Consider the following 16,543-nt stretch of genomic DNA (forward strand, 5'->3'; position numbering starts at 1 on the left):
CCGGTGCCGACCCGCACATCGAGATGTACCCGGTTCTTGGCGGCCTTCCCTTCGGGGACGCGCTGGAAGTACAGCCGCGGGCCCACGCCTGAGGGGTCCATGCAGGCGAACCATGCATCCCGCTGCTCAGGTGGCTGCGAACGCTTGAAAGCATCCCACGTGGCAAACCCCTCCGGTGGCGGCGGTACGACGTACCCCAACACCTCGCACCAGAAACGAGCGAGGCGCTCAGGTTCTGCGCAGTCAAAGGTGACTTGGAACTTCTTGATCGCTGCCATTGGTGCACCGTACCAAGGGGACTTGGGGCTCTGCCGCTCATATTGAACCGCACTTGGGGTGTGCCGTCTTGGCCGTAGCCGATGCCTGACACGGTCCGCCCGAGGTGCAGGTCGTCGCCGACTGCCTCGGCCAGCAGCGTGCGCAGGGTGATGCGGTCGACTGCGATCTTCCGGCTGCGATACGCGAGCTTCGGGCGATGCAGGTGGAGATCAGCGGCTTCGGCAGTCAGCGGTACTCATGCGATTCGTCTTCACCGGCCGAGTGACTGAATGGAGTGGGCCGTGAGGTGAGCGCTGGGCCCCAGGGTGGCGCCGCGGGGCGCGGCTGCGCCACGATGATGCGACGGAGGATCGCGGAGAGGGGCCGGCACGATGACGGGCGGCTTGGCGTGGATCGGCGAGCACTGGTACAGCGGTGCGATCGCCAAAGACGGGATGCTGTCGGACATCTGCCTCACGGCGGTGCGGGGTGTGGACCCGGTGGACTTCGTGGTCCGCCTCGGTGCGGACCGCCGCATGGCCGAACGGCCCGCATTGTTCAAGGACTTCGACAGGCTGAGCGTGGACCCGGGCGACAGTGTGGCGATGTTCGGCCGCAGCGGCGAGTGGGCGTACGTCCTGGAGATCGAGCGGTCCACCTGGCACCTCGTCCTCCTCGACCGGCTGGGCCACGACACCCTGGTGGGGCAGGGCGAGGAACTCGTCTGCCTGGATCGCTTCCTGCACGAGTCCCCGTGGGTGTACTACGGCGACGCAGCCGGCGAAATGAGGTCCAGTGAGCCTGGGGAAAGCCTGCTGGAGACCGCGTTCCCGCCCGAGGACCGGCTCGGGGCGTTCGCCGCATTGGATGCGGCCATGCGCCGGGCCGGGGCGGTGCGGGACACCTTCCCCGGCTGCGAGGACCCCGAGGATGAGGACGAGGAGTTGGCGAGGCGGCTGTTCGGCGCGGTGGGCGAGCATCTCGGGCTGTCGCTGCCGCGTCGGGAGATCGAGCTGGGGCTGCTGCCCGCGGTGCACCTGCCCTCGCCGCTGTGAACCGGTAGCAGCGGGGGCACCGTGCCTCTCGGCGCGGCGTCCCAAGCACCAATTCCAGGAGCAGCTCCAACATCATGGAAACGCACGGTGTCCGCCTTCGCAGGGAAAGCCCGACGAAGCACAACTGCGCTACTGGAGGACCGCACTCGCCAGCAGCCGCAGCGCGTCGGAAGAGGCGGGGTCGTTCGGGGTGTAGACCTCCAGGCGGTGGTCGGGGCTGTCCGGCTGGAGCCACACCTGGTAGTCGACGTCCACCCTGCCGATGGTCGAGTGTCGCAGGCGCATCCGACCGATGGTGCAGTCCGCGACGTCGCCCTCCGCCCACAGCCGGGAGAACTCGCGACTGCCCATGGCGAGTTCGCCGATCAGCTCGGCCAGGGCGGCGTCGTCCGGGTAGCGGCCCGCGGTGAGGCGGAGATAGCCGACGTGGATGCGGGCCAGCTCGTCCCAGTTGCACAGCGAGTCGCGGGTGAGCGGGTCCAGGAAGAACATCCGGGGCACCGACGGCCGCCGTTCCGGATCGGCCGGCGCGTCGAAGCCGACGTGGCCGGCGTGCAGGGCATGGCCGGTGCGGTTCCAGGCCAGCACGTCGCCGCGGCGGCCGAGGACGACCGCGGGCATGGACTCGCCCAGGGACGACAGCAGCGCCAGTACGCGCGGGTGCGGATGCTCGGGCTCGGGGCGTACGAGGCGCGATGTGGTCGTCCGGCGGGCGAGGTTGCGCAGGTGGGCCGACTCGGCCGGGCCCAGCCGCAGCACGCCCGCCAGCGCGCCGAGCACCTGCTCGGAGGCGAGGCCGGCCTGGTCCTGCTCCAGCCGCGTGTAGTAGCCGGCGCTCACGCCCGCGAGCTGGGCCAGTTCTTCACGGCGCAGGCCCGGCACGCGGCGGGTGGCGCCGTACGTGCGCAGACCGACGTCGGTCGGGGTGACGCGGTCGCGGCGGGTCCTGAGGTAGGCGCCGAGGCTTTCGAGCTGCATGGCAACGAGCGTAAGCGTGACGAACCTTGAACGAGCGGCCCGAAGGTATCCCTGCGAGGTGTACCCACCAGAGGGGCCTGGCTGGTGAGCGCGCTGCGGCGGAGGGTCGTGGCCATGAACGAAACACGCCCTTCTCGCTTCCCCGGACTGCGGGCCTGGCTCGGCCTGGTGGTGATCCTCGGCCCCGTGCTGCTGGTGGCCGTGGACGGCTCGGTGCTGTTCCTGGCCATGCCGCAGATCTCCCAGGCACTGTCGCCGACCGCCGATCAGTCGCTGTGGATCCTGGATGTGTACGGCTTCGCGGTCGCTTCGCTGCTCATCGCCTTCGGCAACCTCGGCGACCGGTACGGCCGGCTCAAGCTGCTGCTGATCGGCACGGCCGCCTTCGGCACCGGCTCTCTGGGCGCCGCCTTCGCGCCCACCCCCGAGCTGCTGATCGCCTTCCGCGCGCTGATGGGCATCGCCGGCGCCACGCTGCTGCCGTCCGCGCTGGCCGTACTCAGTCAGCTCTTCACCGACCGGCGGCAGCGGGCCCGGGCGATCGGCATCTTCGCGGCCGCCTTCGCCGCCGGGTTCGCCATCGGGCCGATCACCGGCGGTCAGTTGCTCAGCCACTTCTGGTGGGGCTCGGTCTTCCTGATCAACCTCCCCGTCGTGCTGCTCTTCCTGGCGCTGGCCCCGGTGCTGCTCCGCGAGGTGCGCTCCGGCGGTACGGGCCGCGTCGACGCGTCGAGCGTGCTGCTGTCGGCCACCGGCATCCTGCTGAGCGTCTACGCGATCAAGTACCTGGCAGCGGAGGGCCCGACCCTGGCCGTGCTGCTGACCGGTCCGGCCGGCATCGCCCTCCTGACGGCCTTCGTTCGCCGTCAGCTGCGGCTGCGGCAGCCGCTGGTCGACTTCCGGCTCTTCCGCGACCGGGTCTTCTCGATCGCGGTCATCACCGGGCTGCTGCCGCTGGCGGCGTGGTCGGCGATGGCGTACCTCGGTGGCATCTACCTGCAGTCCGTGCTCGGCCTCAGCGCCTTCGACGCGGCGCTGATCGCCGGCCCCGGTGCGGTCGTCCTCACCGTCACCTCCATCGTGACCCCGGCGGTGGTCGCCCGTACCGGCACCCGGGCTGCACTGCTGACCAGCCATTTCACGGTTGCCGGGGGCCTGCTCCTGCTGCTGCCCACGGGCGTCTCCGGCGGGATCGGCTGGTACGTCGCGTCCACCGCCGTTGCCGGCGTCGGCTACGGCATCTCCTTCGCCGTCGTCGCCGGCACGGCGGTCGCCGCGGTGCCGCCGGAGCGCGCCGGGGCCGCAGGGGCGATCGCCGAGACCAGCAACGAACTCGGCAACGCCCTGGGCATCGCCCTCCTCGGCTCGCTGGCCACGCTCCTCTTCCGCCTCCAGGGACCGGACCTGGCCGCCACCCTCCCGGAGACCCTGCACCTGCCCGGCCTCACCGCGGCGGCCGCCGCCGACGCCAAGTCCGCCTTCACCACCGGACTGCACACCGTCGCCGCCGTCGCCGCCGGGCTGCACGGCGTCCTCGGCGCCGTCACCCTGCGACGCGTCCCGCGCCCGGGCGCCGATACGCCGCAGCCGGCGGACGGCCCCGCCGCGCAGCCCGCCGCGGCGGGCACGAAGTGAGCTCCGCCGTGCAAACGCCGGTGCCCACGTCCCCGATCGGGGCGCGGGCACCGGCACGGCACTGTGGTGCGTACGGTCGCCCGAGCCGTCAGCGAACGGACGTCGGCGCCTCCTTGGCGGCAAGACGGCGGAGCGGCTGTCGTCCGCGAACTGGCCGGATCGGGAATATCCCTGCCCACCTGGGACTTTGCAGTGACGTTCAGCCGGAGCCACGGTCCTGGGGGTAGGAATGAAGAACGAACGCGCGCTGGTCATCGGTGGTGGCGGAGTGGCCGGCATAGCCTGGGCGACCGGCGTGCTGGCCGGCCTCGCCGAGGCACGGATCGATGTGACCGAAGCGGACGCCATGTTCGGCACTTCGGCCGGGGCGACGGTGGCCGCACAGCTCACCAGCGGTGTGGAGCTGCCGGCGCTGTTTCAGGCCCAGGTGGACCCTGCGCTGCAGCAGGAGGAGCTGACCCCGCGGGACGGCGCGCTTGTCAGCGCCTTCGAGTTCGGCGCGAAGGTGGACGCCGAGGTCGCCGACCCGGTCGAACGCCTGCGCCGGATAGGCGAGATGGCACTGGCCGCCGAGACCGTAACCGAGGCCGAGCGGCGGGCCGTCATCGAGGCTCGGCTGCCGTCCCACAGGTGGCCGGAGCGCAGTCTGTCGGTGGTCGCCGTACATGCCCTCACCGGTGAGACCCGGGTCTTCGACCGTACCTCCGGCGCCGGCCTGGTGGACGCCGTGACGGCGAGTTGCGCCGTCCCTGGCGTCTGGCCTGCCGCGACGGTCGGCGACGAGCGCTACATCGACGGCGGTACTCGTTCGCTCACCAACCTCGATCTCGCAGCAGGCTTCGCCCGCACCCTCGTCATCGCTCCGATACCCGATCCGGTGCTCGATGCCGACGCCGCCTCGATCGCCGAGCGCGGCGGCCTCGTTGAGATCATCACTCCCGACGAGGCCGGTCTTGCCGCCTTCGGCACCGACCCGCTGTCCCCTGCCAGCAGGACCCCGGCCGGCCATGCCGGGGTCGCCCAGGGCCGGGCGGCCGCGCAGAAGGTCTCCGCGCTGTGGCACCAGGCGTAGCAAACGGTGCCCGAGGCCGCGAACTCGGCTGTGTCATCGGCTCCGGGTCCACCGCGAGCCGCCTCGAAGTCGCACCTCGACGACGACGTTGTCCACGGCCTCCGAGTTCTCACGGGCATGCTTGGCGTTGGTTGGCCGGAGGCCGGGGACGGGGCTTTTCGGTGGGCCGGTCAGGGCAGGATCTCGACGTACCCGTCGGTTCCGTGCACGCGGATCCGCTGCCCGTCCCGGATCAGCCGGGTGGCCTGCTCCACGCCCACGACGGCCGGCAAGCCGTACTCCCGGGCGATCACTGCGCCATGGGTCATCAGGCCGCCCACCTCCGTCACCAGGCCCGCGATTCCGACGAACAGCGGCGACCAGCTGGGGTCCGTGAAGGTCGTGACCAGGATGTCGCCCGCTTCGAGATCGGCCTCCGCCATGTCGAGGATGACGCGGGCCCTTCCCTCGACGGTCCCGGCGGAAACCGGTACGCCGATCAGGGCGCCGGCCGGGACGTCGTCGCGCCGGTACGCCCCGGTGACGGCCTCACCATCCGATGTCAGCACCCGGGGCGGGGTGAGCGCGTGGTACGAGCGGAACGTGTCCTTGCGCTGCTGGATGAGGTGGCCGTCCACCTGCTGCGAGCGCACGACGTCGTGGAACTCCTGGAACGTGAGGTAGAAGATGTCCTCCTTCTCAGGAAGCAAGCCTGCCTGCACGAGGCGCTCGGCCTCCTCCAACAGGGCCCGCTTGTAGACGAAGTAGCGGCTGATGATGCCGTACTTCGGGTACTCCCGGTACCCGATGAAGGTTCGGACCCGGTCGATCATCCGCTTGGTCTCGTCGGCTTTCCGGTCCCCGTCCGGCAGGGCCCGCAAGCGTGACAGCACGTCCTGTTCCTTCTGCCGCGCCTTCCGCCGCCCCTGCTCGAAGCGCCGCTCGGCGGCGCCCGGTTCGAAGTTCCTGACGTTGTCGAGGATCACGGGCACGAGCGTGGTGGGGCGCTCGCGCCACCGCGGCCTCGTGATGTCGATCTCGCCGACGCAGCGCATGCCGTACCGGTCGAGGTAGGCCGCCATGGCGTCGCGCGCTTCGGCCCCGCCCGCGCGCTTCGCCAGCTCGTCCAGGAAATCCTCGTCCTCGACGCACTCGGCGTCCTGTAGGAAGGCCACCACCTCCGGCTGCGCGCGGATCACGTCCGCGACGTCGAGCAGCGCCAGTCCCATCTCCGACGTGACGTTGTCGGGGGCGGACAGCGTGAGCGTGTCAGCCGCGTTCTTCTCGCCCAGCCACTCCCGCAGCTTGTCGTTGAGCCACCACGTGGCCTCCATCCCCGCCATGATCGCCTGAATGCTCAGCGGATCACTGAGGATTCGCTTGTGCTCCTCGAAGGCCCCCAGCAGGAAGTCGAACAGCGCCGGTCCGGTCTTCGTCCGGATGTCGCGCTCCAAGGCGGCGATGGACGCCTGACTGCGCTCGATCAGCCCGGTGACGATGGCCGGATCGGTCGCGATCGGGGCGGACGTACCGCCGGCCGACGGCCCGCCTGACTGCGGCCTGCCGGGAGGGGCGTCCGGGAGCGACGGGACGAAGTCGTCGCGGTCGAGGACAGTCTCCAGAGCGTCCCTGACCAGCGGATCGCCTCTCCCTATGACGTCCAGGAGGGCGGCGCGGCTCGCGGGCGACGCCAGGCGCCGGGTGACGTCGACGAACAGCCGCCCGCCGGCCTCGTGCATCGGCACCATGGCCGTCAGCTGCCACATGGAGAGTCCCAGCGGCTTCATGGGGTCGGTCATCATCTGCTGATGACCGACGGAGACGTAGACGTGATTCTCCTGATCGTCGGTCTCGGGGATCGGGAACAGCGTGGTGATCGGCCGGCTCTGAACGATCTGGAAGTCATCATCGACCAGGCACCATTCGATGTCCTGCGGGCGGCCGAAGTGTGCCTCGATCCGCCGCCCGAGCTGCACGAGCCGCACGACCTGCGCATCCGTCAGCGCCGGCCGCTCCTGCCGCCGTGCGTCGATCGCCACTTCCCGCGTACCGCCGGCCGGCAGGGCAAGTACGGCACGCTGTTTTGCGGCGATCGCCCTGGCGACGACTTCGCCGTCTCGCACCTTGAAGACATCCGGGTTCACCAGGCCGGAGACCAGGGCCTCGCCGAGGCCGAAGCCGGCGTCCACGGTGGCGACCTTCCGATCGCCCGTGACGGGGTCGGCCGTGAACAGGATGCCGGCCGCATCGGGGAAGGCCATCTGCTGCACGACCACGGCCATGCGGACCGTACGGTGGTCGATGCCGTTCCGCTGGCGGTACGTCACGGCCCGCTCGGTGAACAGCGAGGCCCAGCACCGGCTGATGTGCCGGAGGATCGCCGTCGGCCCCACGACGTTCAGGTATGTGTCCTGCTGGCCGGCGAAGGAGGCCGTCGGCAGGTCCTCCGTCGTAGCGCTGGATCGGACGGCGTAGGCGGCTTGCTCGCCGAGCCGGGCGAGCGCGCGGGTGATCGCCGCCGCGAGGTCGCCCGGGATGTCAATCCCTTCGATGGTCCGGCGAATCTCCGCGCTGAGCGTGCGGATCGCCTCCCGGCCGTCCCCCTCTGCGTCAAAGCGAGTCAAGCGCGACAACTGACCGAGCTGATCGTCGATCGCCGGCACTTCCGTCATGATCCGCCGGAAAGCGTCCGTCGTCACGCAAAAGCCCGCCGGTACATGGATGCCGTCGATCCGCGACAGCCCGCCCAGGTGCGCGCCCTTGCCGCCGACCACCGCGACCTGCATCTCATCAATCTCGCGAAGATCCAACACGTACTGCTCCGTCATTTCCATCATTGCGTTACCTCCGAGGCAGCCGTGCTCTGTTGTACTGCGGTGGCCGAACCAATCACCGGGTCGACGATTCTGCGCCGTCACGGGGGCCTTGTGGCAAGCCCCCCAGTGCGCTATATGTTGAGAGTGGCAAGGAGAGAGTTCTCCTTGCCTTTGCCATGTGCCGTGCCATTGGTCGTTGCCTTTGCCGTCCAATCCCGGTTCCTTCGCTGTTTCACGGCGATTTCATCGACTGCTCCTAACGTGTGCATCCTCGGGAACGCCCTTTGCCGGAGCTGCTCGACCAGACCGCGGCTCCCGTCACCGGCGTTGGGGGCTGATGCTGATGCGCCGGCATGGCACTCGCCTGCAGACCCGGTGATGGACATTCCCATCCCAGAACCATGGCCTGACCGAAGTTGGCGAGACAGTACGCAGCCTCAGCTGTCCGGTGTGCTGCGGAAGGAGTGCGCGGTGCGTGACTACGTCAAGCGTCTGCCCCCGGGGGCACTGCCCGAGGGTGGTGTGGCGTCCTGGTCGGTCGCCGATGCCGAGCGCTGGAGGAAAGCTCGCGTCCCGGCGGTCTTCGCTCCGGTCGCAGGCAGTTGGGTCCTGCTGGTCCTGGTCCTGGTCCTGGTCGCTGCGTCGTACGTCCTGACCTGTGGGTTCTCGATCTCGCGGGGGAGCGGTGGCGGGCCCGCGCCCGGCGGCACCGACTGGCTCGGCTATCCCGCGGCGGTCCTGCTGGCCGCGCTGCCACTGTGGTACCGCTATCTGCCGGTCCCGACCGTGCCGGCCGCGGTGGTGGTCGCGGTGGACGCGGCCGTGTCCCTGGCGTCACCCGACGCCAACGATCGCCTGGCCACAAGCGGATACTCCCTCGCCCTCACCGTCTCCGCATGGGCGTTGACCGGTGCGTGCCTGCGGCTTCGGGCCCGCCGCAGGCAGCGGGCGCTCGCGCTCGCCGCGGCCGGCCGGCGCCGCCGCGAACTCCCGGAGCGGGTGCCCGAGACGGACGGCTACCGCGGATTCCGGCAGTTCTACCTCGGGCTCGCCCTTTGCCTCATCGCCGGCGCCATCCTCACCGACGGCCTCGTGCAGGACCTGACGGCACCGGACCGCGCACCGTACGACGCCGTTGGTCAGCAGATCGCCGCCCTGCTGTTCCTCGTCCCGGGCACCACGGTGTACGGGCGCGGCCATGTCGCTTACCGGGCGGCGCGCCGCCTGCACGAGGAGGCCCAGCCGGCTCTGATGGTGGGCGTACGGATCGCGCCGGACGGCTATCACTGGCTGTATCCGGATGCCCGCACCACCTCGGGGCGGCCCCTGATCGCTTACTTCCCCAAGGACCGGGACACTGATCGCACAGCGCGTCTTTTGGGCACGAGTTCCACCTACCGACCCGCCGACGGGCACTACGACGTCGACCCCCGCAGCGAGCCCTTCGAGGCGGTCCTGTACGGCGCGCCTTGGGAAGGCGCCGAGGTCGCCCTGGAGTACGCCGTCATCGAGCGCAGCGCGTACCAGAGTTCGGAGCGCACGTATGCCGGCGTCACGGTCGCCCCGCTGCTGCCGCGACGCCGTCACGGCCTCGGTCCGTGGCAGCCGGCCGACGGCGCGGCCCGGGACGCCGCCCGGCGCGACCGGATCCGCAAGGAGGAGCAGGAAAAGCGCGAGCGGGACGCGCAGTGGGAAGCGCGCCTACGCCAGCAGCAACGTGCCGACGAGGCGCGGCGAACAGCTCGGCGCCGGGGCGGTACGAGGACGCACGGTCAACCGAGCGGCCGGAAGACGGGGCAGGGGCAGCGCAACGGCAGGGCCGACAGCTTTGGCGGCGGGGCCGGCTGCGGAAGCGGCCACAGCTGCGGGGGTCACGGGCACGGCTGCGGCGGCCATTGAGCGGGAAGACCGTTTCCGAGGCTCGGGCGGCTTGACGGTGGGCCTTTTGGATCGCAGCCCGGCTTCCGGCGAGCTCGAAGCGGGTTGCAACTCTCTCACCTGCGAATTGTCACGGCGGGTGAGGTCATCCATCACCCGATTGCCGCGCCGTGATGGCCCGGGGCGTCACCCGTTGGTGTGATGCCTTGGGGGCTTCGGTCCGAGTGTGGAGGTTCGCATGATCCCGTTCTCGATGCGTCTCCGGTCGATGGGCTCCCTGGCCCTGATGGTCTGCGTACCCGCCGGTGCCACCGCGGCGGTGGCACCGGAGAGGGTTCCTGCGTTGCACGCGCAGACACGTACCGATCTCGATGCGTCGATGCACGGCGAGGCATACGCCTATGCCACCTATGCCTTGTTCGCCGACCAGGCACGCGCCCAGGGGCTGCCATCGGTGCAGCGGCTCTTCCAGCGCACGGCCGACGTGGAGTTGGGCGAGCACTTCGCCGAGGAGGCCAAGCTCAGTGGTCTGGCCGGCAGTGACGCGGCCAACCTCCGGGCCGCCACAACGGGCGAGGATGATGAGTCGCACACGATGTACTCCACCTTCGCCAAGCAGGCCCGGCAGGACGGCGACACCGCCGCCGCCAGCCTCTTCGAGAAGATCGCCAAGGACGAGAAGACGTACCACGACGCATTCGGCAAGGCGTTGGCCGTCGTCCGCTCCGGTAAGGGCACCGTCCCGGCGCCCCCGAGCGTCACACCGGTGTCGGTCCGGGCGGGGGCGCCCAAGGTCCATGCGGACCGGACGAGGCAGAACCTCAGCACTGCGCTGCACGATGAGGCGCTGGTGTCGGCGAAGTACACCCAGTTCGCCAAGGCAGCCACCGCGCACGGTAACCAGGCGCTGGCCCGACTGTTCACAGGCACCGCCGACGTCGAACGGCGCGAGCACTTCGCCGGTGCGGCGCAACTGGCCGGCATCGTCCAGCCAACGCGGCAGAACCTCACCACCGCCATCAACGGCGAACAGTACGAGTCCCGCATCATGTACCCCACCTACGCCCGCCACGCGAAGGCAGCCGGTGACGCCCAGGCCGCGGAGCTGTTCACCCGCAACGCCAATGACGAGACCGCTCACGCCCGCTCCTTCGAGAACGCGCGTAACCAACTCCACTGACCGCACGAAACGCATCGACCGGGGCGGGTCCCGCGAATACACCGCCCGCCCCGGTCGTCGGTCAGCCTCGCTGCGCCAGGCGCCGCTGCTCAGGGTTGTGCCACGCCGCGCCGAAGAACGGGGAACAGGCGGCCGCAGCGCGCCCGCACCGCCGCCGGGCCACTGTGACCGATTGTCTGGTGGCCGACGGACCAGGTTCTGTCCGGCGGATCATGACGTCGTAGGCTCCGGGCATGCACAGCACCCTGACGCAGCACGCCCGGTGTCTCTACGGAGACGAGTACCGGCCCACGCCGGAGTGCGACGGCGAGCACCAGGAGTTTCTGTTCGTCGAGGAGCTGACCTTCGCTGATGCGGATGCGATCCTCGCCATGCTGCGTGAGCTGTGCCCGCACATCGTTGACGGCCATCTGCCGGTTTGGATCCGCAATCTGGCCTACCGACTGGTGCTCTTGCAGCGGCCGGATGAGCCGGCCTTGATGCGTGAGGCCGCGCAGAATCTGTGGATGCACGGCCCGGACTGGGACAACATCGCTGAGGATCTGACCAGGCAGGCCGACGCTCTGGACGCGGACTGATCACGGCTTGGGCCAAAGGCGAATCCTGGCCATGGTGATGGTGCCAGGAGACACGAACCTGCGCTCAAGCGCTCAAGGCGGAGCGGGACATTCCCCACGCGCGTGGGGAAATCCTCTAGTCCGGGAGCCGCCAGTCGAAGGGCAGCAGATCCCGCTCCCAGTCAGGCGATCCGGCCAGTGCGGCGGCGGCCTCGGGCGCTCGCAGAAGACAGCGGTGGCGCAACAGTTCGCGCCGCTCGCCGGGTGTCAGCAGCCTCTCCTCGGGACTGAGATTCTCCAGGTGGTCGGCGCGCAGGTAGGCGCTGCCGTCGATCGGGCGGTCGCCTGCCACGTTGAGCCGATCCCCGGCCGGAGTCCGGTAGTCGAGGCGGAAATCGGTGCGCCACTGGGAATTGCCGCCCCAGCCCTGGGACAGGTCGACCGTCGGCCGGTGGCGGCGCCGGAAGGTCCAGTACAGCGGCGAACGGTCCGCGACGCCGCGCTGCGCGTGCTCGACGCCGGCGTGGATCCGCACGCCAGCCCGGCTGAACAGCAATTGGCCCAGCGTCAGGCCGGGCCACAGGACCTCGGCGATCTCGATCGGCGCTTGCGGGTCGTCGGCCTGTTCGACCTCGACGATCTCGTGGAGGAACGGATCGAATGCGTCGCTGTCCTCGAACGGCGTCATGCCGAGCGAGGTGAACAGGTCGACGTACTCGCGCTCAGAGAGCAAGGGCCGCGGGTCCGGGGCGCAGGGCTCGTCGGAGGGAGGCTGGAAGGCGAGCAGCAACAGGTCGCTGACCCGGTACAGGGCGTAGAGCTCCCACATGAGTTCCCGCCCGTCGGGCTCCCTTCTCGTCTCGGTCCACCATGAGCTGTCTTCGGCTGCCGTCGCCAGCCAGGTGCGGTACCGGCCCTGGACCTGATGGAGCCAGGGCACGACGATCGTCTCGTACGGCTCCCTCTGCTCGTACCACGCCAGAGCCTCGTACAGCTCCCGCGCGTCCACTCCGTAAGACATGCCAGAAACCTACGGGAGGGTCCCGAGAGTCCGAGGGGGAGGCCCCGCAGAAGACGAGGGGCGGAAAACGAGTTGCTCGCGGGTCGCGGCCTCGATCATGATCGCCCGCATGGACCTGTAACGGCTGCCACGAAGCAACAACCAACCCATCGCGCGGTTGACCTCTGAGCCCGACCATTCAGCCTCGAGGTAATGACTCGCGCCCGCGTGTGCATCCGTCATGTTTCAGGAGCCGCGGCTTGGCCTGCGAGAGCTCCTGCTGAGTCCTGAAAGCAACCACATCCATGAATACCGACCGCAAGGCCCGGTGGGCCGTGCGTCAGTCCGCCTTGCCCACTGTCGTACGACCCTGCCCGGACTGCTCCGGCACGCGTCACCGTCCCTCGGGCAGGATCCGAGTCAACGCGAACGGCAAGCTCCTCGACGTCTGGCTGCTCCTGAGCTGTGCGGCGTGCGACCGGACCTCGAAGGTGCCCGTCCACGAACGCGTCCAGGTCTCGTCGCTGAAGCCCGCTCGTCTGGTGGCGTATGAGAACAATGAACCGGCCGTGGTACGGGAGTTGACGATGAGTGCGTCGCTCGCGGCGAAGAACGGATACCGCCTGGACTGGACCGGTGCCTGGGCGCTGGAGACCCGCACACCCCTCTATGCACTCGACGACCCGGCACCGCTCAAGGTACTGGTCAGCTTCGAGCTGCCCGCGCCGGTCCGCGTCGAACGACTGCTCATGCTCGGGCTCGGTATCAGCCGCACTGCGGTACGACGCATGGTCGCGGACGGGCGTGTCCATCTGCCGCTTGCTCCGGACGCCAAGGCACATCAGGACTTCGAGCTCACCATCGACGGACCCGGTTCCGTCGACGCCGCGAAACACTCGAAGCTCCTCGGCGCTCCGGCCGACGTGCGCACTGGCCTGAGCCACGTCGGGCTGCACGACGCGCCGCAGCAATTGTCGCGCTTGGCGACGGCAGGAGCGTAGGAGAGGGACAGCAGGGCCTCTAGGACAGCCTGTTGGCGTAGACGGCCTTCGCGCTGCCAAGCAGCCAAGCTGTCAAGAGGCCCTGCTTTGCGCGCCACCCGCCGCAGTCATCTGATCGAGAATCCCGTTGGACCAACACACACCCCTGAGGATCGGAACGACAACAGTCACTGAGCCCTCACACGACAGCTGGGAGCGTCAGTCAGGTTCCCAGGAACCGCAGGACCGCCAGGACCCTGCGGTTGGTGCCGTCGTCTCGTGGCAGCCGCAGTTTGTCGGTGGTGGTGCCGTTCCCGTACCGTCGCGCCCGGCCGGCGGCCCGAGTCGGCGTCCCCAGTCGCGCGGCACGCCAGGCTTGCACGGCGGTGGCGTGATCTCGTTCAGGTCCATGGACTCGAAGGTGGGCAGGAGGTGCAACCGCAGCAGCCGCCGGTACAGCTTCTCCGTGGTGGCCGCCAGCTCCCGCCGAGCTCGCATCGTCCGGGCCGTCACCCGGACCGGACCATGCGGCCTCTGCTGCTGCGGTTGGTGCCGGTCAGTACTGGATGGTGTGGTTGTAGAGGATGCCCCGGGCCTTGGCGCCGCTGTCCAGGCCGTAGTCGGGCCGGTCGTTGACGTACTCGTGGAGGCTGGACTGCCTGGTCTTGGTCATCATGGTGTTGCTCTTCGACCAGCCGCCGTCGACCTGGGACCACAGGTCGACCAGTGCGGTGGCGACGCGGGCCTCGCAGGCGTCGCCCTGGTCGATGCCGTTCGTGGTGCGGTTGTTGGCGAGGTTCATGGAGCTGCCGTTGCCCCAGTAGTAGGTGGTGTCGTTGAAGGTGTGGAACGCCACCGCGTTGGCGAAGCCCTCGGTCCAGCCGCAGCTGGTGGAGGAGGTGCGGTTGACGTAGTGGGGCGAGCAGTTGGTCACGGTGGGCCACCAGCCGTTGTAGAGCTTGCCCATGAGGGCGTGGCCCGACTCGTGGATGGTGGTGTGTTCGGAGTCGGGGTCGTTGTCCGCGAGGTGGATCTTGTCGTCGCCGGTGCTCCAGTAGGTGCCGTCGGTGGAGCCGGGGTACCACTGGACGGTGATCGGGGTGCAGTGGCCGTCCTGCTGGCTGCCGGCCCAGCAGTTGGTGGTCGAACCGCGGTTCCACCACAGCTTGTTGAGGGTGTCGAAGGCGTGCCAGGCGCGGCTCTGTCCGTCGTTTGCGTAGACGTTGCCCAGGTTTTTGCTGCCGGAGACGTTGTTCTGTGAGTAGGTGGCGGTGGCGTAGAGGCTGCCGTTGCCGTCGACCACCGACCACATGGCCCCGGCTTGGGTCTTGAACTCCACCCAGACCTTGGAGGTGACGGTGGTGGTGGGGGTGTAGCAGAGGTTGAACGTGCCGTCGTTGTTGCCGGTCATTCCCGTGGCGAGCTTCTGCGTACCGCTGTTGGCGGTGGGCTGGCCCCACAGGGTGACGTTGGCGTTGTGGACTGGTTCGTCCCGGTTGGCCTTGCCGTTCCAATTGCCGCCCTCGGCGGACTGGAAGCGGTTGCGGTAGGTGCCGCTGATGCAGACCTGGGCGGAGTCCCCGACGGAGGTGGCGGCACGCGGGGCGGCCGGGCCGGAGGCGGCCGAGGCGCGGGCAGGGGCGGGAGCCTTGGGGGTGACTGGGCGTTCCTTGCGGGCGCCGGTCGCGGGGCGGTGGACCGGGGCCGGGCGGGCCTTGGTGACCGAGACGCCCTTGGCCGTGGAGCCCTCGGACGTGCCGATGGTGAGTTCCACGGAGTCGTGCGCGGCGCGGCGGGGGCCGGGGCGGTCGGTGTCGCTGATGTCCGCCTGGATCTGGGCCGGTCCGGAAGCGACGGCCTTCACCTGGACCTTGACGGTGCGGGTGCCGGGGGTGAGGGCGAGCGTCCGGCTGGTGCGCTGTCCGAAGGCGTCCGTCGTGGGGGTGGCGAGGCCGGAGTCAGCGTCAGTTATCCGGAGCGCGGGCGGCAGCTGGAGGGACAGGCCGGCGCGCTTGACGTCGGTCTGCGCCTCGACGTCCACGGTGAGGGTGGCCTGTTCGCCGACGGTCGGCAGGCGGTCGAGAGATGCGGTGACGCCGAGGCAGCTGAGAGGGGCCTCGGAGTCCTTCACCGCCGGGCGGATCGTGCAGGCGCCGGCCTGGGGGGAGGTGCCGGCGAACGCGGACGGTACGACGACGGCTGCCAGGCAGGCGCCTACGCCGGCCATTGCGGTCAGAGCGACGGATTTCGAGACCCGTTTCCGGGACCGTATTCGGGACATGGGCATGCCTTCCTATGGCGTGCACGACCGACTGCAGTGCACGCCGACAGAGCGTGAGGGGGGTAAGGCACCGGCACCGGGCGCTACAACCTCAAGCATTGGCCATAGAAGCACCGTGGGTAACGGTGGCCGGAACCATATACCTCACGGCTTGCGCATGTCACTGCCTTCGGAAGAGCGCGATCAGAGAAGAGCGTGAGCCGCGCAGTGCACGGGTTTGGCGAACCCTGGCTGCTGGACTCGCGTTGACGACAGCGCGACGTGCGCAGAACTGCGGTGCGTCGATCCGGCGTCGAGGCGATCTCCCGTTGTGCGGTGACCTGTTGGCATGCGGTAGCGCCTGTGCCCTGTGACGCCTCAGGTACGTTTCAGCGATGCGGTTTTGACGCCCCGTCTGGTCGGGACCTGTGGTGCTTCAGGGAGGTCGGCGTGGCGGGTGTGCTGTCGGCTGACCCGCGGCCTCCCGGTCCGTAGCGGTCAGCAGGCAGCTTCCCGGACCGCCGCGTCTTCCTTCGGACAGCGGCCGCCCTGCCCCACGCCTTCCTTGGGCAGAGGAGTTGTGTTCCGCGCGCGGACAAAGCAAGCAGTGAGTGGGCGGTTCGCGAGTTGATGTCCGTTTCGAAGTGAGGCTTGGGGCAGGGGTGCTGGCCACGGTGCGGGCTACTGCTGCCGGGCAAAGCAGCCGGTGTCGGCTTCGGTGAGGATGCCGAGTTTGACCAGGCGCTTCAGCTTGGCCCGGGTGCCTTCGATGTTCTTCGGCAGCAGTGCGTGGTCGAGGGCCTGGCAGACGTCCTTGGCCCGCAGGGGGCCGGTCGACTCGTTGAAGGCGGCGAGGATGCGCGGGTAGTCCGGGTGCTCGGGCAGCTCCGGCGCG

General features: G+C 69.5%; 12 protein-coding genes and 1 pseudogene. 7 read left to right on the forward strand and 6 right to left on the reverse strand.

The features are described 5' to 3' along the window. A partial coding sequence (locus tag B073_RS42245) for a VOC family protein (RefSeq protein WP_037813860.1) occupies positions 1–278 on the reverse strand: 278 nt, incomplete at its 3' end. A gap of 372 nt (positions 279–650) precedes the next feature. Here B073_RS42245 and B073_RS0135505 point away from each other — a divergent pair. Further along, a complete protein-coding gene (locus tag B073_RS0135505) occupies positions 651–1,313 on the forward strand; it encodes a hypothetical protein (RefSeq protein ID WP_018542816.1) in 663 nt (220 codons plus the stop codon). A gap of 129 nt (positions 1,314–1,442) precedes the next feature. Here B073_RS0135505 and B073_RS0135510 read toward each other — a convergent pair whose 3' ends face one another. Further along, positions 1,443–2,291, reverse strand: coding sequence for a helix-turn-helix transcriptional regulator (locus tag B073_RS0135510; RefSeq protein WP_018542817.1), 849 nt, complete (start codon positions 2,289–2,291; stop codon positions 1,443–1,445). Between the two features lie 114 nt (positions 2,292–2,405). Between B073_RS0135510 and B073_RS42250 the strand changes: the two genes are divergently transcribed. Both B073_RS42250 and B073_RS42255 read left to right on the forward strand, forming a co-directional pair. Beyond that, positions 2,406–3,926, forward strand: a complete 1,521-nt coding sequence (locus tag B073_RS42250) for an MFS transporter (protein ID WP_018542818.1) — start codon at positions 2,406–2,408, stop codon at positions 3,924–3,926. 229 nt (positions 3,927–4,155) lie between these two features. Then, the gene (locus tag B073_RS42255) at positions 4,156–4,998 is read left to right on the forward strand and encodes a patatin-like phospholipase family protein (protein ID WP_018542819.1); all 843 of its coding nucleotides are present in this window, start codon (positions 4,156–4,158) and stop codon (positions 4,996–4,998) included. A 170-nt stretch (positions 4,999–5,168) separates the two neighbouring features. On the opposite strand, the gene rph is transcribed toward B073_RS42255, so the two are convergent. After that, a complete protein-coding gene (rph, locus tag B073_RS0135525; RefSeq protein WP_018542820.1) occupies positions 5,169–7,805 on the reverse strand; it encodes a rifamycin-inactivating phosphotransferase in 2,637 nt (878 codons plus the stop codon). A gap of 459 nt (positions 7,806–8,264) precedes the next feature. Here rph and B073_RS42260 point away from each other — a divergent pair, with 459 nt between their 5' ends. The 3 genes from B073_RS42260 to B073_RS0135540 all read left to right on the forward strand — a co-directional run bounded on the left by B073_RS42260 (position 8,265) and on the right by B073_RS0135540 (position 11,429). Next, positions 8,265–9,692 (forward strand): hypothetical protein, encoded by a 1,428-nt coding sequence (locus B073_RS42260; RefSeq protein ID WP_018542821.1) that lies wholly within the window; start codon positions 8,265–8,267, stop codon positions 9,690–9,692. 217 nt (positions 9,693–9,909) lie between these two features. Then, complete coding sequence (locus B073_RS0135535; protein ID WP_018542822.1) at positions 9,910–10,851, forward strand: ferritin family protein; 942 nt, start codon at positions 9,910–9,912, stop codon at positions 10,849–10,851. Positions 10,852–11,084: 233 nt separating this feature from the next. After that, positions 11,085–11,429 carry a hypothetical protein gene (locus tag B073_RS0135540; RefSeq protein ID WP_018542823.1) on the forward strand — a complete coding sequence of 115 codons (345 nt, stop codon included), beginning with the start codon at positions 11,085–11,087 and terminating at the stop codon, positions 11,427–11,429. Between the two features lie 115 nt (positions 11,430–11,544). On the opposite strand, the gene B073_RS42265 is transcribed toward B073_RS0135540, so the two are convergent. After that, positions 11,545–12,429: a hypothetical protein gene (locus B073_RS42265; RefSeq protein WP_158690310.1), complete on the reverse strand. Its 885-nt coding sequence runs from the start codon at positions 12,427–12,429 to the stop codon at positions 11,545–11,547. Between the two features lie 284 nt (positions 12,430–12,713). On the opposite strand from B073_RS42265, the gene B073_RS0135550 reads away from it, so the two are divergent. After that, entirely contained in the window at positions 12,714–13,409 is a 696-nt protein-coding gene (locus tag B073_RS0135550; RefSeq protein ID WP_018542825.1) for a DUF1062 domain-containing protein, read from the forward strand. A 535-nt stretch (positions 13,410–13,944) separates the two neighbouring features. On the opposite strand, the gene B073_RS44930 is transcribed toward B073_RS0135550, so the two are convergent. Beyond that, the gene (locus B073_RS44930; RefSeq protein WP_234025245.1) at positions 13,945–15,615 is read right to left on the reverse strand and encodes a mycolysin; all 1,671 of its coding nucleotides are present in this window, start codon (positions 15,613–15,615) and stop codon (positions 13,945–13,947) included. Positions 15,616–16,329: 714 nt separating this feature from the next. Further along, positions 16,330–16,543: pseudogene (locus B073_RS0135565) on the reverse strand (hypothetical protein); the annotation flags it as partial.

It is taken from the genome of Streptomyces sp. MspMP-M5 (assembly GCF_000373585.1).
Taxonomy (GTDB): domain Bacteria; phylum Actinomycetota; class Actinomycetes; order Streptomycetales; family Streptomycetaceae; genus Streptomyces.

What these genes read in the sequence shown, in the direction of transcription:
- B073_RS42255 (WP_018542819.1), top strand. Translation starts at nt 4,156, where the DNA reads ATGAAGAACGAACGCGCGCTGGTCATCGGTGGTGGCGGAGTGGCCGGC.
- B073_RS0135510 (WP_018542817.1), bottom strand. Translation starts at nt 2,291, where the DNA reads ATGCAGCTCGAAAGCCTCGGCGCCTACCTCAGGACCCGCCGCGACCGC.
- B073_RS44930 (WP_234025245.1), bottom strand. Translation starts at nt 15,615, where the DNA reads ATGGCCGGCGTAGGCGCCTGCCTGGCAGCCGTCGTCGTACCGTCCGCG.
- B073_RS0135535 (WP_018542822.1), top strand. Translation starts at nt 9,910, where the DNA reads ATGATCCCGTTCTCGATGCGTCTCCGGTCGATGGGCTCCCTGGCCCTG.
- B073_RS0135550 (WP_018542825.1), top strand. Translation starts at nt 12,714, where the DNA reads ATGAATACCGACCGCAAGGCCCGGTGGGCCGTGCGTCAGTCCGCCTTG.
- B073_RS42265 (WP_158690310.1), bottom strand. Translation starts at nt 12,429, where the DNA reads ATGTCTTACGGAGTGGACGCGCGGGAGCTGTACGAGGCTCTGGCGTGG.
- rph (WP_018542820.1), bottom strand. Translation starts at nt 7,805, where the DNA reads ATGACGGAGCAGTACGTGTTGGATCTTCGCGAGATTGATGAGATGCAG.
- B073_RS42250 (WP_018542818.1), top strand. Translation starts at nt 2,406, where the DNA reads ATGAACGAAACACGCCCTTCTCGCTTCCCCGGACTGCGGGCCTGGCTC.
- B073_RS0135540 (WP_018542823.1), top strand. Translation starts at nt 11,085, where the DNA reads ATGCACAGCACCCTGACGCAGCACGCCCGGTGTCTCTACGGAGACGAG.
- B073_RS0135505 (WP_018542816.1), top strand. Translation starts at nt 651, where the DNA reads ATGACGGGCGGCTTGGCGTGGATCGGCGAGCACTGGTACAGCGGTGCG.